Origin of the sequence: Photorhabdus hindustanensis, assembly GCF_002968995.1 — a bacterium.
Taxonomy (GTDB): Bacteria; Pseudomonadota; Gammaproteobacteria; order Enterobacterales; family Enterobacteriaceae; genus Photorhabdus; species Photorhabdus akhurstii.
Window position 1 is genome coordinate 72,179 of the sequence record NZ_PUWT01000027.1, and the last position, 16,045, is coordinate 88,223.

Below are 16,045 nucleotides of genomic sequence, written 5' to 3' on the forward strand. Positions count from 1 at the left end.
CTTTTCTTTTTTATAACAATATAGGGATAAGGAATGAGCCTTAATGATATAGTATTAGCTGGTTTAATCGTACTAATGCTAGCTTTTGCTGTTTATGATGAATTCGTGGTTAATTTGCTGAAAGGGAAAACCTACTTACAAATACAGCTAAAAAGAAAACACAAAATTGATGCACTCATCTTTATTATCCTTATTCTTATTGTTGTTTATAACAATATTACCACCTATGGTAGCCGTTTAACCACATATTTATTGTTGTTTACTACCCTGGTGACTATTTATATTTCCTATATACGTTCGCCTAAATTATTGTTTAAGAATAACGGTTTCTTCTATGCAAACACCTTTATTTCCTATAACCGGATAAAAACCATGAATTTATCTGAAGATGGCATCCTGGTTATTGGTTTAGAAAACAAGAAATTATATATATCAGTAAGCCAAATTGATGATTTAGAAAGAATTTACAAATTCCTCATCGAAAATAGATAGATAAGAAATAATAATATATAAAGAAATAAATAATAAACAGTCAGCTATACGCTGGCTTTTATTTTTCCCATAAAATAGATAATGATAATTATTATCAATATCATTGATTAACCCTAAAAATAATATTATTTTCCCTTTTTGAATTATTGTGCTATCTTTTAAATTGTCATGGGGAGTAGCCTGTTTCAGAGAAGCGATTTAGTTAATTTCTCTGAAAAGCCCGTATCAACACGCTCGTTACAAAATAAACGTGGTGCGGGTAGCCTTATTGCTATCTTAATAGGCATTATTGTTGCTCAAAATAGCAAATGAAATAGTCTAATGAGATAGCTATTAACTCGGTTGGCAAGACCATTGCATATAGCACCATCATTGGTTGGGGGTGGGTTATATGTATATGGAAACACCCAACCGAGGCTATATTAATGAATATGTACGCAACCATCATCCTAGCTTTAGCACTTTCAATGGATGCCTTTGCTGCTTCAATTTGTAAAGGGGCCGCACTACATAGACCGCATTTTCGTGAAGCAATCCGTACAGGTTTAATATTTGGTTTGGCAGAAGCCTGTACCCCATTGATTGGCTGGTCTCTAGGGCTTTATGCCAGCCAATATATTATGGAGTGGGATCACTGGGTTGCTTTCACTCTGTTATTCATTCTGGGTTGTAGAATGATTACAGAGAGTTTCAAAGCAAAGCAGGAAAAAAAGTGTGAATCACCCTGCCGCCATAATTCAATTGTGTTGATAACAACAGCCATTGCCACCAGTCTGGATGCAATGGCAATTGGTATTGGGCTAGCGTTCCTTGAAGTCAATATCGTGCATACTGCGATGGCTATCGGAATGATGACAATGATTATGGCAACATTGGGCATGTTAATTGGCCGTTATATTGGCCCACGGTTAGGCAAACGTGCTGAACTTATTGGTGGGCTAATTCTGATTGCAATTGGCTTCAATATCTTGTTTGAACATCTCGAATTATTTATGTACGCCAAATAGCGCCGCCAGCCCAAAATATTTATGCCCGTAAGTCCATAGGGTATATCTGTTAAACGCTATATTTTGGGCTGAAATCTTGATCAATTAAGGCGTTGATAGACCCGCAATATAAAATCAGTTTCACATTCAAACAGAGTTCTATCTGCCAATCCTTTTTTCACATCTTCCGTTGCTCGCCAGGCAAATGGTGTCATCTGTAATAAATGATACGCTTGCAGGCCATCTAATTTCATTGGGTAAGATAACAATTCCTCGGTTATCAATTCAAATCCTTCCAACGGTTCTGCCTTCAATAGATGAAGATGAATATTTTGATAAATCAACTCCTTGAGCTGATAAAGATGGCGAGGACCAGGGGTGACTGTCAAAACAATTCCCTGTGGCTTAACCACCCTTGCCAGTTCTTCCGCTTTGCAAGGCGCGTAAATCCTTAATACCCCGGCAAGCGATTTATCGGCAAATGGCAAACGATGGCTCGACGCAACACAAAAGCTAACAGCCGGATAACGCTTAGCTCCATAACGAACTGCGATCTTAGCAACATCTAACCCATAGATTTTAAGATTACGTCTCTTGCTTAATTGCGCTTCAACCGCAGCGGTGTAATAACCTTCACCGCATCCTATATCCAACAAACTCTCTACATTTTCTGGCAGATACTTTTCCAGTAATTCCGAAACCCGTTGTTGTAATGGTTGATAATGCCCTGAATCTAAAAACGCTCTTCTTGATTGCATCATCTCCGGACTATCCCCCGGTTCCTTGGATTTTTTATGCTGAACGGGCATCAAATTAACATACCCTTCTTTAGCACAATCAAACTGATGATTATTCTCACAGCGCCATTGCTGTCGAGCGAGCAATAAAGATTGATGACATAAAGGACATTGATAAGACATAAGATTCCAAAAATATAAGCAAAAACCAGCCGGCACTATAGCATATTCTGATACTTTTCGTCGTAAATCATACTAATTAATGATTCTATATAAACGACTAATCATTATCTTGAATGAAATTATATTCCATTATTTTCAGTCCTTTTTTTGAAACGGCTCGCAATATTTCTATGGCATAAATCTATTTATCAGGTATGATTCTTCAATCAAAACTTAAGAAAACATCATTGCTAATAAATTACTTAACTAATAGAAACAACTAATAATGCGGATAATATAATGAATATTTTCATACAATATTTTAATAAATTAAGATCAATTTCACCGAAATTCGATATTATGCCCAATACAAACTATTTGGATTTTATCCCACAGAAAAGTGACGTTGATACTTTAGCGGATGATCTGGATAAAGTCCGTGCGGACTTTGCCGCTGTACTAAAGCAATTCAATGACGAAATTATACCCTATGGATTTCAAGATGCATCGCGACGGCAAGGGAGTGAATCCCCGGGAGCATAGCAAACTATGTGACCGGGGTGAGCGAGTGCAGCCAACAAAGAGGCAACTTGAAAGATGACGGGTATATATTATCTACAGGGAAAGAGACAATATATGAGCCAAAGAGCCACCGGAAAACATCCGAAAATAGTTAAACAATCTAATCAAGGTGATATCAATCCATTATATTATCAATTGCTTGATTCAGAGATATTAACGCTTTATGAACAACACACCAAAGGAGCTGCTGACCGATTTCTAACTCTGATCGAACAACAACAGAAGCACAGACACGAGATAGAAAGAGTTGCCTTAGAGCAAATGGTAAGAAAAAGTATAAGAGGACACAGTTATGGATTATTACTCACTTTTACCTCTCTGTTTGTCGCTTTAATCTTGGGCTTAAATGGGCATAATTGGTTAGCAGGGATTATCGGATGCGGTACTGTAACAACGATTCTAGTTATTTATGTTTTAAATAGAAATCCACAACCATTTGTAAAATGAATCAATATAGGTCAGGGAAAAATGTATTCTTTTATATTGTCATAAAATTTTACTCTACCTAATAATTAGGCTTAGTAAAAGAAAATCACCATCAGTAAATTATTAATGATTATATATCATTATCACCCTATTATTTCATCATTTATGAAAATTTTATTTCATAAGAAATTAATATAATGTTTTTATATTAAATTTTTATCATTAATTTCATCGTCTTCATTAATAGAATAGTTACAAATATCATATAAATTGATGATTGAAATGTCTTAATATACCCTATGGATTTCAAGATGCATCGCGACGGCAAAGGAGTGAATCTCCGGGAACATTGCGAACTATGTGACCGGGGTGAGCGAGCGCAGTCAACAAAGAAGCAACTTGAAAGATGACGGATATAAATTCTTTTATTGCCATGTTTCACTTATAAAAAACCTGTCGGAGCAGATTGGTTAAAAATAAAAAAACACAGTTAAGCGGCTAGATATGAAAAAACCCCGCTTGGGACGAGGTTTGATACCTTACGAATAATTAATTTACATAGACAACGCTTTTAAAACATGAATCGGATCTTTTTCTATTGCTTTCAGCAATGCTTTTGCTGGCCCGGTTGGTTCACGTCTTCCTTGCTCCCAATTGCGTAAAGTCCCAACATTAACGGAAATCAATTTAGCAAAACCAGTTTGACTTAATCCTGTCGCTTGGCGAATATTTTTTACTTTTATCGCCTCAACATTAATTTCACGAGAGGGCGCACGTTCACCATTAATAATCTCATTCATCTGAGTCATACTTTCAGTCAGCCTGGCAAATAATTTACTATCCATCTCTACCACCTCTCATTTAAGTCTCTCAGGATTTTCTTCTCTGATTCACTCAGATCGTCTTTTGTACCTTTTTTATAAATCAACAACAATCGGATATGTGAAACGTCCACTTTGTAGTAATAAATAATACGTACACCACCACGCTTTCCCTTACCACAAGAGACCCACCTGACTTTACGCAACCCGCCAGTACGCTGGATAATATCTCCAGCCGTGGGATTATCTGCAAGATATTGCTGAAACTCACGATATTCATCGTCACTTAATAACTCTTTACAGTCCTCAGTAAAAATATCAGTTTCAATAAATATCATATTTAAGTGCGTCATAAGTGTATGTGAAGCCATCATATACCCCATCACACAGTAAGTCAATGACGCATAGATGTCTCTAAAAAACAATGCTGATATGGTTTAATTTGGTGAGCGTTGGAAATAAAAAGGCCCTAAAGTCAGGACCTTGAATTAACGAAATGTGACGATTTGGCATGATATGGGGAGGCTTTAAATCATTCCCACTCAATAGTCGCAGGTGGTTTACCGCTGACATCATAGACAACTCTTGATATCCCATTGACTTCATTGATGATCCGGTTAGAAACCCGGCCCAAGAAATCGTATGGTAAATGCGCCCAATGTGCGGTCATAAAATCAATCGTTTCTACTGCCCGTAACGAAACAACCCAGTCATATTTACGACCATCCCCCATTACGCCCACAGAGCGAACCGGCAAGAATACGGTAAACGCTTGGCTGACTTTATTGTACAAATCAGCTTTGTGCAGCTCTTCGATGAAGATAGCATCAGCCAGACGTAGCAGATCACAGTACTCTTTCTTCACTTCACCCAATACACGAACACCCAAACCTGGGCCAGGGAATGGATGACGGTTCAACATGTCATAAGGCAATCCCAATTCCAAACCAATCTTGCGTACTTCATCTTTAAACAGCTCTTTCAGCGGTTCCACCAGACCCAATTTCATCTCTTCCGGCAAACCACCTACGTTATGATGAGATTTGATAACGTGTGCTTTGCCTGTCGCAGATGCCGCTGATTCGATGACGTCTGGATAAATAGTACCTTGTGCCAGCCATTTGACCTGAGTCTGTTTACTTGCCTCTTCATCAAAGACTTCAATAAATACACGACCAATCGTTTTACGTTTCTCTTCCGGATCATGGATACCGGCCAGTGCAGCAAGGAAGCGATCTTCTGCTGGGACATGAATGATATTCAACCCAAATTTGCCGGCAAACATTTCCATTACCTGATCAGCTTCATTCAGACGCAGTAAGCCGTTATCAACAAATACACAGGTCAGGCGATCACCAATTGCACGATGCAGTAACAATGCGGTGACAGAGGAATCAACACCACCGGACAGCCCCAGAATAACGTGATCTTCACCAACCTGTTCACGCAGGCGTACAACGGTATCTTCGATAATAGAAGCAGGTGTCCACAACGCTTCACATTGGCATATATCCAGTACAAAACGTTCCAATATACGCTGCCCCTGATGGGTATGGGTGACTTCCGGGTGGAATTGCACGCCATAAAAACGTTTTTCTTCATTCGCTATAATGGCAAATGGACAGGTATCAGTGCTGGCGATAGTGATAAAGTCCTCAGGAATTGCCGTAACTTTATCACCGTGACTCATCCATACATCCAATAATGGTTTACCTTGCTCATTTGATGAATCTTGAATTCCACGGAATAATGCGCTTTCCGCTTTAATCTCAACCTGAGCATAACCAAATTCACGTTCAGTAGAATCTTCTACCTTACCACCGAATTGTACTGACATCGTTTGCATGCCATAGCAAACGCCCAGAACCGGAACGCCCGCGTTAAAAACATATTCAGGAGCCCGTGGACTTCCTTGTGCTGTAGTACTTTCCGGACCACCGGAAAGAATAATACCGCTTGGGTTGAATTCGCGGATTTGCTCTTCAGTGACATCCCATGCCCAAAGTTCACAATAAACCCCGATTTCACGGATACGGCGAGCAACCAATTGAGTGTATTGCGAACCAAAATCAAGGATAAGAATGCGGTGCTGATGGATATTAGTTGTCATGTGCGGTGAATTCCAAAAAAACAAGTAACAAATAAAGATAAGCGGCCCTTATATGGGCCACAATAAATATGGATTACAAACCTAACCGGTAGTTTGGAGACTCTTTGATAATGGTGACATCGTGAACGTGGCTTTCCTGAATGCCAGCACCACTAATGCGAACAAATTCTGCTTTGGTTCTCAATTCATCAATAGTTGCACAGCCGGTCAGTCCCATACAGGAGCGCAAGCCTCCCATTTGCTGATGGACAATGTTTTTCAGCAAGCCTTTGTAGGCAACACGACCTTCAATACCTTCCGGTACCAGTTTGTCTGCGGCATTATCAGTTTGGAAATATCGATCAGAAGAGCCTTTGGACATCGCCCCTAATGATCCCATGCCACGGTAAGATTTAAATGAACGTCCTTGGTACAGCTCAATTTCTCCTGGTGATTCTTCTGTCCCTGCCAACATAGAACCCACCATAACGCACGACGCTCCCGCTGCGATAGCTTTGGCAATATCGCCAGAGAAACGAATGCCGCCATCAGCAATAACTGGAATACCAGTGCCTTCCAACGCTTCAACAGCATCAGAGATAGCGGTAATTTGCGGCACTCCTACACCGGTAACAATACGGGTAGTACAGATAGAACCGGGACCAATACCGACTTTAACCGCATTGACGCCTGCCGCTACCAGCGCTTTTGCACCTTCCCCAGTCGCCACGTTACCACCAATAATTTGTAGATTTGGGTACTTAGCACGAGTTTCACGGATACGTTGCAGTACCCCTTCTGAATGACCATGCGAGGAATCAATAAGCAGAACATCAACACCAGCGGCAACCAATGCATCAATACGCGCTTCATTGCCAGCACCAGCACCAACCGCGGCACCAACACGTAAACGACCACGTTCATCCTTACAGGCATTAGGTTTACGTTCTGCTTTCTGAAAATCTTTAACTGTGATCATGCCCAGCAGATGAAAGTTTTCATCAACTACCAACGCTTTCTCAACACGTTTTTCATGCATTTTCTGCAACACAACTTCACGGGCTTCAGCTTCTTTTACTGTCACCAGACGCTCTTTAGGCGTCATTACCGCAGTAACAGGCTGATCCAAATCGGTAACGAAACGGACATCACGGCCAGTAATAATACCAACCAACTCATTTCCTCCAGTGACAACCGGATAACCCGCAAAACCATTACGTTCTGTCAATTCTTTAACTTCACGCAGCGTTGTTTCAGGTGCCACAGTGACTGGATCTGTCACAACACCACTCTCATGTTTTTTGACTCGGCTAACTTCTTCTGCCTGACGCTCAATAGACATATTTTTATGGATGAAACCCATGCCACCTTCTTGAGCCAATGCGATAGCCAAACCGGATTCAGTGACAGTATCCATAGCGGCAGACAACATTGGAACTTTTAGACAAATGGTGGAGGTCAGTTGAGTAGACAGGTCAGCAGTGTTAGGTAGAACAGTAGAGTGAGCAGGAACTAACAGAACATCATCAAAGGTTAAAGCTTCTTTTTTAATTCGTAACATAAGCAATATCTCACCAAGCTGCTGAAAATTTAAGGGATAAAATATTGCCGCGGCATTATACAGAACGTAATCGGTTGCCTCCAGCATTTTATTAAAAAATTTCTTGCTTACTTCATGATGCAGGTTAGTATCAGCACATTAAGTTATTGTTTTGAAATTTGATCTTTCTCACATGTCACTACTTTTTAATACTGGAATTTTTTCTGTCAGCCGTCTTAATCAGACGGTTCGGCAACTGCTTGAAATGGAAATGGGCAGAATTTGGCTAAGCGCTGAAATATCCAATTTTTCTCAGCCCTCCTCCGGGCACTGGTATTTCACGCTAAAAGATGAACGTGCCCAAGTGCGAGCGGCGATGTTTCGCAATAGCAATCAACGGGTAACATTCAGGCCGCAAAATGGTCAGCAAGTTTTAGTTCGTGCGGCAATTACGCTTTATGAGCCAAGAGGGGACTATCAGCTTATTGTTGAAAGTATGCAACCCGCCGGTGATGGTCTGTTACAGCAACAGTTTGAACTATTGAAACAAAAACTCAGTACAGAAGGGTTATTTGACCAAAGCCATAAAAAACCATTGCCATCCCCGGCTCAACAGCTTGGTGTAATTACTTCAACCAGTGGCGCAGCCCTGCATGATATTTTGAATATTTTAAAGCGCCGTGATCCATCACTGCCCATCATCATCTATCCGACAGCGGTTCAGGGAACAGAAGCACCGTTACAGATTATCCGAGCTATTGAATTAGCCAATGAACGGCAGGAGTGTGATGTACTGATTGTCGGACGTGGAGGCGGCTCTTTAGAAGACTTATGGAGTTTCAACGACGAACACGTCGCCAGAGCCATTTTTCACAGTGATATTCCGATAGTCAGTGCGGTCGGTCATGAAACAGATGTCACCATTGCTGACTTTGTAGCAGATTTACGCGCCCCGACACCATCAGCGGCGGCTGAGTTAGTCAGCCGTAATCAGCTCGAATTGTTACGTCACATTCAGTCGCAGCAACAACGGCTGGAAATGGCAATGGATTACTTCTTTGCCCAGAAACAGCGTGTTTTCAGTCTGGTCTCTCATCGTTTACAACAACAACATCCTCATTTACGATTAGCGCGTCAGCAAAATTTACTGATCAGTTTACGCCAGCGACTCACTGACAGTTTGCAACGGTACTTAAAGCAAAGCAGCCTGGCTTATGAGAAATTACAGCAACGGCTCTGGTACGCTGAACCTAGTCCTCAGATCCACCAGTATAGCCAACAGATTCAACAACAAGATTTTCGGTTAAGGCAAGCAATTGAAAGGCAAATTAGTCGTTCCAGAGAAAAATTTGCCATTTCTTGTTCACGGATGGAAGCCGTTAGCCCTTTGGCAACCCTGGCCCGCGGTTATAGCATTAATCAAACATCGGATGGAAAATTACTGAAACAAACCAAACAAGTGCATGTTGGTGATGTCCTGAATATCCGTTTACAAGATGGCTGGATTGAGAGTGAGGTATTGAAAATCAAGAAAGAACGGAAAAGACGATCTGCAAATCTGAAATAGCGGCCTTCCTTTGCCACTTATTTTTCCTATGTCAGAAACGGATTTCTGCACCGGCAATATAGGTCCGGCCCCGAGCGGTTTGATTAGCAGAAGTGGATTCATTCATTAATGCAGCCGTATTATTCATACGATTAAGCGTTTCAGAATAGTTTCTGTTTGTCAAATTCTGTACCAAGAATTTAAGTAGCACATTTTTATTTATTTTATAATCACTGTAAAAATCGACCACGGTTGGAATTTTTTTCTCCTTTTCCATCACCGTTCGCCCATCACTATCCTGATTATAGGGATCTGAATCTAGCTTATAGGAATTACCGGTATATTTAACTATCGCTCCAATACGAAGTTTTTCGCCTAATAAGCGAACCCCTGTATCCAAAGTCATAAAACTTTCAGGTAATTGTGATGCAGGATCTGCCCCAAAAATCGATGTAGAAATAGAAGTCGGTTGGCTTGTTTTTTGTCGACTATAAGCCAACTTGCTATAAAATACACCGACATCATAATCAGCAGAGACTTCATAACCGCGCATTCTTACCGGAGTTATGCTATTGCTATAAATATGTATACCAAAATTTGCGTCAACATGCTTCCAATCTTCTTCTGATAATTTCGAAGATTGGCATACCCTACCATCTTTACACAGAGCATATAAATCACTACTGATGTAATTCTTTATCTTAGTATGATACCAGGCTGCTTTCAGACGGAAAGTATCTCCTTTTACAATCATGTCTGGACGGTAACTATTAAAGCCGATTTGATAAGTATCTGCTTTTTCTCCTTTCAGGAATGGATTAATTGATGCGCCACCTTCATTGCCATAGAAGATTTCCTGTACGTTCGGCGCTCTCATTGAGTGAGTATAACTCACAAAAGGCTGGAATTCAGGAATGATTTCCGCTGATAGCAGAACGCTTGGATTAAATCCACGCTCTTTCAAATTCAATTCGGCTTTACCTTGAGGGAAACAGTTAACTCGTGGCTCACAGGCTGGTTTATGGCCCTTTACACTGTAATCAATATAATTAAGATTAATATTAGCTTGGTAAATATCACGAGTAATTTTCAATCCGCTATAAATACTGGCAATATCTTGTTTACCACTTGGTGCGAAACTATTATTTTCTTTTGCTTCACTATCTTTCTTTTTATATTCCTTCTTTTTTTTCTTCCTCTTCTATATCAGAGTAAATACTATCATTCGTCTTACTATATTCAGTTTTCATCAACTTACCACCGAATATCAGATCAAAATCTGTATCTCCGTAATTAAAACGGCTGATGTTACTGAGATTAATAGTGTTTGACTTATTTTTAGTTTTACTTTTTATTAACGCATTAAGTGCAGTATTATATATTTGATCACTTCCACTAGTGCTAACCAACAATTTCATATCAATCAATTCACTGAACGGCTTATAGTTGTATTTCAGATAAAAATCCTCGCTATCAATATGACGATGGGTAAATTTATTGTGATACAAGCGACCATTTAATTCCATATCATGAAATTCATTTGGCTTAATATTTAATTTCATTAATTGCGAATTTGGTTTCTGTTTAAAATATTTATTAGTACCAAATTCATCACTTGATATTCCATCCCCATTTTTATAATTTGCATCAATTGAATGTCCACTGGCGGCCAACATAGCGCCAATTGATCCTTCAGAACTAAAAGCCTGAGTTTTACTGGCGACGGCTATCATGCCATTATGACCAATTCCATTATCGCCATAGAGCATTTTTGTACGTATTCCCAGTGTATTACCACTGAATATCACATCATCAACACCAATTGTACGGAAATTAGCACTACCTGCTAATGCGTTGACACTATCAGATCCATCAGATTGTCCCCGGCTAATATCCACACCGACAATAAAGTTAGGATCAATTAATGAACCAAACTGACTCTGAAGGCTATTACCGTGGGTTATGCTGGTGGGTGATGTACCATAAAAACTCTGGCTAACACCATCAACCATCATATTTACTCGACCAAATCCACTTAATCCACGAATATTCACACTCACCGTTCCCTGCCCCGGATCTATTTGGGTATAAGTCCCTGGCATACTACGTAATATGCTATCCATTGATTGAAGTTTTGTATCTTCACCTTTAGAACTGTAAGAACCGGGCCTTTCCATTGCCCTCACTTCGGCATCATCCTGCGAACCAGAAACCTTAAGGCTACTGAACTTCATTACCTTATCTGATTTCCTCTCTTGCTTTTCCTCACCATAAGCAAACCCTTGCAGCCCAATTAAAACCACACCAGCCCCTGCTATCTTTGTCATTATTTTCATTTCAATTATCCTAAATGCATACAAATCAATATTTGCTCACATACCAGTTTTTAGAGAATAAAAATATTTAGCACTGATAAATTATTATCAGTGCTTTAAATAACAAATTTATATTATTTATAATTTATTTCAGTTATCTTTTAATTGCGGAAAATACTTTTTAGCATCATCCAGCATCAAAATAAAACTGTAATCCATTGCAGTATCTTTTAATCGATTAAATCGACCTGACTTACCACCATGCCCGGCGCTCATATTAGTTTCTAATAATAAAATAGAGTTACCTTCCTTCATATCCCGTAATTTTGCTACCCATTTAGTCGGTTCCCAATATTGCACTTGGGAATCATAAAATCCACTCGTCACCAATAAATTTGGGTAACGTTGGTGTTTTATATTGTCATACGGACTATATGATTTAATCCGGGAATAATCCTCTTTATTTTCAGGATTACCCCACTCCTCATATTCTCCTACTGTCAGAGGAATAGAAGGATCAAGCATGGTTGTCACGGCATCAACAAAGGGAACTTGAGCAACCACGCCGCGATATAATTCCGGTGCCTGATTAATCACAGCGCCCATCAGCAAACCACCAGCACTCCCTCCCATCGCATAAACACGTTTACTGTCACCATATTTCTGAGCAATCAGTGCCTTAGTCACATCGATAAAGTCATTAAAACTATTAATTTTATTTTCGACTTTACCTTGTAGATACCATTTCTTACCCAGTTCTCCGCCACCACGTACATGTACTAATGCGTAAACAAAGCCCCGATCTAATAAACTCAATCGCGGTGAGCTAAATGAAGGGTCCATGCTGATACCATAAGCCCCATAACCATATATTAATATCGGGTTTTGGCCTTTTTTAAACAGTGATTTTCGATAAACCAGAGAGACAGGAACTTCAACGCCATCACGAGCCTTCACCCAAATACGCTGGCTCTCATAATGATGTTTATCGAAACCTTTTACTTCTTGCTGCTTAAGTAATTCCCGCTCACCTGTTTTCATATTCCATTGGAATGTTGAGCTTGGTGTCGTCATGGATGAATAACCATAACGGACAAAATCAGTATCGGGTTCAGGGTTGTAATCAATCCATGCCATATAACTTGGATCATCGAACTTAATCTGTTTTTCTTGCTGTGTCTGCCAATTAATCTGACGAATTGTCGGTAATCCTTTTGTTCGTTCCTGTACGACTAACCAGTCATTAAACAGATCGAAATCTTCAAGATCACTATCCTGCTGCGGAGCAATGACTATTTTCCACGGCGTATTGATGGCGTCCGTCTGATAAAGCCCATAGGTTTCATTTTCATGATTTGAACGGATGTAGAAATGATCGCGGAAATGGTCAATATAATACTCTCGGCCTTCTTGACGAGGAGAAAAGAGTTGCAGTTCCGCTTGTGGTTTGTTTGCATCAATCAGCAAATATTCAGAAGTCGAATTACTGGTTATCGACAACATAATATAATCACGGGAAGTGCTTTTAGATATGCCTAAATAAAAACGCTCATCTTCTTCCTGATATATCTTCTGATCTTCGCTGGTATTAGTACCATATTGATGACGAAATACCTGATATGGCAACAATGTTTGTGAATGCTTGCGCACATAAAACAACGTATTGTTATCATTCGCCCAAACAATATTACCAGAAGTATTGTTTATTACATCGTTATTCCACTGTTTGTCAGCAATATCTTTAAAAGAGATCTGATAATTACGGCGCCCCTGCGTATCTTCAGCAATCGCAATACGTTTATTATCTGGAGTAATCGCAAAATTACTCAATTGATAATATTCATGCCCTTTGGCTCTCTCATTACCATCGACCAGCACCTGCCAATCTGATGAGCCATCAGCAGGTTTACGCTGATAAATCGGGAAATCTTTGCCAGTTTCATAAGTTGTCCGATAAATATACCCATTATAAGTATAGGGTACTGATTGATCATCCTGCTTCATCCTGCCAACCATTTCTTCGTATAACGTATCCCGCAACTGTTCACCGGGTTTTAACACCTGTTCGGTATATTTATTTTCGGCGGTCAGATAATCAATAACTTTTTGATCCTTACGAGTATCATCCCGCATCCAGTAATAATCATCTATACGAGTATCATCGTGAATAGTTATATGGTGTGGTTGCTTCATCGCCTTTGGCGGCATAATTTCTTCCTCTGCGGCGGCAGAATTCAACCAGCCGCTCAATAAAAATATCAATAACAGCCCTTTAGTTTTCAGGGCAAATCGCGCTTGCTGCCTTAACATATATGCTGTCCTTAAATCGTTCAAAAATATTAATTAACTAAACTAAAATCAATCGGAAGTTCTATCGTAATTTCATTACCGTTTAAAACGGTATTGGGGGGAGCTGGCAACGGCTGCGCCCTTGCCAGAACTTGCTTCGCTTCCCTGTCTAAAGAATGGGTTCCGGAACGACGAACTAAGTCACTGTGAGTAACATAGCCCTGTTTATCAATCGTGAATCTGACTGTAGGCCGACCCGTGCGGTTTCTTCTCTGTGCATCCTCTGGATAACGTTTATATCGATTTAAATGCCCGATAACTTCCGCTCGCCATAGCGCATCCGCATCAGCAACCGCCTTTGAATCACTGTCATAAGCAGCGGCAACCCGCGAAGTCAGATTAGTGGAAGTGGCAGTACTGCTTACCATAGCAGCACTGCTTTGAGATTTTTCACTCTCTTGTTCTTCTACCTGCTGGTGCTTCACCAATGGTATCTTTTTAATCTCTTCATGGCGCTTTTTCTGCTTTTTAGGTTTATGCACCAGAATCTGCGCCTGTTCATCTTTAATAAGCTCAGGCGTTTTAATCTCATTAACCTCACTTTCCTGCTGTCGGCTGGCAACAGAAAGTTGCTGTTCAAGACCAATAGGTTGTTTTTGTACCTGATGCGTCGCTTCTGTCAACAATGAAAGCTCCATCATCACCGCTGGCGGCGGCATCAGTTCATCAACGGCAATTTCTTCTGGCTGGTAGATAATCCAGCCAGCCAAAATGAGATGAGCAGCAATAGCAGAAACGAGCCCTTTTTTAAAATGACTCGTTTGAAAGGCCGGGTGTGTCAGCGTCAACATGGATGATAGCGCATAATTTTAATTATCATTTAGTAATGATAATTAATTTCATATGCTAATGAAAATTATTTTTACATGTATCGTTAACTTGAGCACATCCTTGTGCCAAAGCCCTTTATATAAGGGAAAAGACCACTATACCCTATGGATTTCAAGATGTATCGCGACGGCAAAGGAGTGAATCCCCGGGAGCATAGCTAACTATGTGACCGGGGTGAGCGAGTGCAGCCAACAAAGAGACAACTTGAAAGATAACGGGGATATTTGTTTAAAATATCTATGGTTTCTTTACTGGTGTATACCAGACATAATCAGCATATTGGTCATCCAGTACATTGCTTTTCTCAGCGATGATCAACACAACAAGATCCTCTTGGGGCGATAGCTCTTTAACATGCAGAGGAACACCCATTACTTTCGTTGCATGGTATCCACCCGCAATCAATGTGGCGGGAACCGGCGCTTTAAGTAACTGTTCCGCCATTCTGCGATCCCGCATTTGCTGAATAGTTGTCATGGCAGATAACTGTTGTTCCGTTATTTCACCACCGTGGACATCTTCAATCACCGCTTTAATCTGCGCTTTAACATTTTCAGCAACAGAAATATTCCCCTGGAGGAGCGGAGGGTTACTGTAAGCCGCTTTAATTTCACTGCGATCCAAGTTTGCAGACAGCAACGGATAAGGCTGAGATATCAGCTCCATGACCAATCCGCCATACAACTCCCACGGCCACCCCTCTCGCCATGTAAGAAGCTCTTTTATACGGCTTTCACGTACAATAGGCTTAGTTTGCAACCAACTCTTAACTTTATTCACTTTTTGCTGCTGATCAGGGTTAATCATCTCTAACAGAACCGAACCCTGTTCTCTTTTGAGCGGAAGTTGCTGAACCAGCCAAAGCTCTATCTGATGATGATATGGATTATCATGTTTTTCACCCACTACTATCCGCTGATGTGGCGCCAATCGATTGAGCAATTCATCAGGGGTCAGGGCGTGACCTGTTTTAAGATCGATAATAGCCCCTTGCTGAGTTAGTTCCGGTGAAAGCGTTTGGAGAGTTGGTTTTTGTTGTACAGATACACATCCAGATAAGATCAGTAAACCACAGATAATCAGAAAAGATTTTACAGTCGTGAGAAATTTTATCATGTCCATTATCCATATTAATGTTTTGCGCATCATATAGATGATAAGAATCGTTT

The 16,045-nt window shown here is 40.3% G+C and carries 13 protein-coding genes and 1 pseudogene; 5 read left to right on the forward strand and 9 right to left on the reverse strand.

Translation table 11 applies throughout. The annotated features are described in order from the left end of the window. Positions 1-33: 33 nt before the first annotated feature. Together C6H66_RS11010 and mntP are read left to right on the forward strand one after the other, a co-directional pair. A complete protein-coding gene (locus C6H66_RS11010; protein WP_036781965.1) occupies positions 34-492 on the forward strand; it encodes a DUF986 family protein in 459 nt (152 codons plus the stop codon). Between the two features lie 425 nt (positions 493-917). Next, complete coding sequence (gene mntP / locus C6H66_RS11015; protein WP_146111044.1) at positions 918-1,499, forward strand: manganese efflux pump MntP; 582 nt, start codon at positions 918-920, stop codon at positions 1,497-1,499. An 80-nt stretch (positions 1,500-1,579) separates the two neighbouring features. Here mntP and rlmA read toward each other — a convergent pair whose 3' ends face one another. After that, the gene (gene rlmA, locus C6H66_RS11020; RefSeq protein WP_105395617.1) at positions 1,580-2,398 is read right to left on the reverse strand and encodes a 23S rRNA (guanine(745)-N(1))-methyltransferase; all 819 of its coding nucleotides are present in this window, start codon (positions 2,396-2,398) and stop codon (positions 1,580-1,582) included. Between the two features lie 279 nt (positions 2,399-2,677). Between rlmA and C6H66_RS11025 the strand changes: the two genes are divergently transcribed. Beyond that, positions 2,678-2,920, forward strand: coding sequence for a hypothetical protein (locus tag C6H66_RS11025; protein WP_228901878.1), 243 nt, complete (start codon positions 2,678-2,680; stop codon positions 2,918-2,920). A gap of 93 nt (positions 2,921-3,013) precedes the next feature. Beyond that, positions 3,014-3,406, forward strand: a complete 393-nt coding sequence (locus C6H66_RS11030; RefSeq protein ID WP_181150186.1) for a DUF2335 domain-containing protein — start codon at positions 3,014-3,016, stop codon at positions 3,404-3,406. 533 nt (positions 3,407-3,939) lie between these two features. Here the strand turns inward: C6H66_RS11030 and C6H66_RS11035 are convergent. The 4 genes from C6H66_RS11035 to guaB all read right to left on the reverse strand — a co-directional run bounded on the left by C6H66_RS11035 (position 3,940) and on the right by guaB (position 7,856). Next, the gene (locus tag C6H66_RS11035) at positions 3,940-4,230 is read right to left on the reverse strand and encodes a helix-turn-helix domain-containing protein (RefSeq protein ID WP_036805204.1); all 291 of its coding nucleotides are present in this window, start codon (positions 4,228-4,230) and stop codon (positions 3,940-3,942) included. Positions 4,231-4,232: 2 nt separating this feature from the next. After that, entirely contained in the window at positions 4,233-4,544 is a 312-nt protein-coding gene (locus tag C6H66_RS11040) for a toxin HigB-2 (RefSeq protein WP_105395648.1), read from the reverse strand. Between the two features lie 194 nt (positions 4,545-4,738). Beyond that, on the reverse strand, positions 4,739-6,316 hold the full coding sequence (gene guaA / locus C6H66_RS11045) for a glutamine-hydrolyzing GMP synthase (RefSeq protein WP_105395619.1): 1,578 nt from the start codon (positions 6,314-6,316) through the stop codon (positions 4,739-4,741). 73 nt (positions 6,317-6,389) lie between these two features. Then, the gene (guaB, locus tag C6H66_RS11050; protein WP_105395649.1) at positions 6,390-7,856 is read right to left on the reverse strand and encodes an IMP dehydrogenase; all 1,467 of its coding nucleotides are present in this window, start codon (positions 7,854-7,856) and stop codon (positions 6,390-6,392) included. Between the two features lie 172 nt (positions 7,857-8,028). Between guaB and xseA the strand changes: the two genes are divergently transcribed. Then, positions 8,029-9,402, forward strand: coding sequence for an exodeoxyribonuclease VII large subunit (gene xseA, locus C6H66_RS11055; RefSeq protein WP_046396948.1), 1,374 nt, complete (start codon positions 8,029-8,031; stop codon positions 9,400-9,402). A 31-nt stretch (positions 9,403-9,433) separates the two neighbouring features. Here the strand turns inward: xseA and C6H66_RS27620 are convergent. The 4 genes and pseudogenes from C6H66_RS27620 to C6H66_RS11075 all read right to left on the reverse strand — a co-directional run bounded on the left by C6H66_RS27620 (position 9,434) and on the right by C6H66_RS11075 (position 15,992). Continuing rightward, positions 9,434-11,717, reverse strand: a pseudogene (locus C6H66_RS27620) (TonB-dependent receptor domain-containing protein). Positions 11,718-11,846: 129 nt separating this feature from the next. After that, positions 11,847-13,904 (reverse strand): S9 family peptidase, encoded by a 2,058-nt coding sequence (locus C6H66_RS11065; protein ID WP_105395650.1) that lies wholly within the window; start codon positions 13,902-13,904, stop codon positions 11,847-11,849. Between the two features lie 131 nt (positions 13,905-14,035). Next, a complete protein-coding gene (locus tag C6H66_RS11070) occupies positions 14,036-14,836 on the reverse strand; it encodes an energy transducer TonB (protein WP_105395620.1) in 801 nt (266 codons plus the stop codon). Positions 14,837-15,113: 277 nt separating this feature from the next. After that, positions 15,114-15,992: a ChaN family lipoprotein gene (locus tag C6H66_RS11075; RefSeq protein WP_377312164.1), complete on the reverse strand. Its 879-nt coding sequence runs from the start codon at positions 15,990-15,992 to the stop codon at positions 15,114-15,116. Positions 15,993-16,045 lie beyond the last annotated feature (53 nt).

Excerpts from the sequence above, each read along its gene's own strand:
- C6H66_RS11040 (WP_105395648.1), bottom strand. The coding sequence starts at position 4,544 with ATGATATTTATTGAAACTGATATTTTTACTGAGGACTGTAAAGAGTTA.
- mntP (WP_146111044.1), top strand. The coding sequence starts at position 918 with ATGAATATGTACGCAACCATCATCCTAGCTTTAGCACTTTCAATGGAT.
- guaA (WP_105395619.1), bottom strand. The coding sequence starts at position 6,316 with ATGACAACTAATATCCATCAGCACCGCATTCTTATCCTTGATTTTGGT.
- C6H66_RS11065 (WP_105395650.1), bottom strand. The coding sequence starts at position 13,904 with ATGCCGCCAAAGGCGATGAAGCAACCACACCATATAACTATTCACGAT.
- C6H66_RS11010 (WP_036781965.1), top strand. The coding sequence starts at position 34 with ATGAGCCTTAATGATATAGTATTAGCTGGTTTAATCGTACTAATGCTA.
- C6H66_RS11035 (WP_036805204.1), bottom strand. The coding sequence starts at position 4,230 with ATGGATAGTAAATTATTTGCCAGGCTGACTGAAAGTATGACTCAGATG.
- C6H66_RS11070 (WP_105395620.1), bottom strand. The coding sequence starts at position 14,836 with ATGTTGACGCTGACACACCCGGCCTTTCAAACGAGTCATTTTAAAAAA.
- C6H66_RS11025 (WP_228901878.1), top strand. The coding sequence starts at position 2,678 with ATGAATATTTTCATACAATATTTTAATAAATTAAGATCAATTTCACCG.
- guaB (WP_105395649.1), bottom strand. The coding sequence starts at position 7,856 with ATGTTACGAATTAAAAAAGAAGCTTTAACCTTTGATGATGTTCTGTTA.
- C6H66_RS11030 (WP_181150186.1), top strand. The coding sequence starts at position 3,014 with ATGAGCCAAAGAGCCACCGGAAAACATCCGAAAATAGTTAAACAATCT.
- rlmA (WP_105395617.1), bottom strand. The coding sequence starts at position 2,398 with ATGTCTTATCAATGTCCTTTATGTCATCAATCTTTATTGCTCGCTCGA.
- xseA (WP_046396948.1), top strand. The coding sequence starts at position 8,029 with ATGTCACTACTTTTTAATACTGGAATTTTTTCTGTCAGCCGTCTTAAT.
- C6H66_RS11075 (WP_377312164.1), bottom strand. The coding sequence starts at position 15,992 with ATGATAAAATTTCTCACGACTGTAAAATCTTTTCTGATTATCTGTGGT.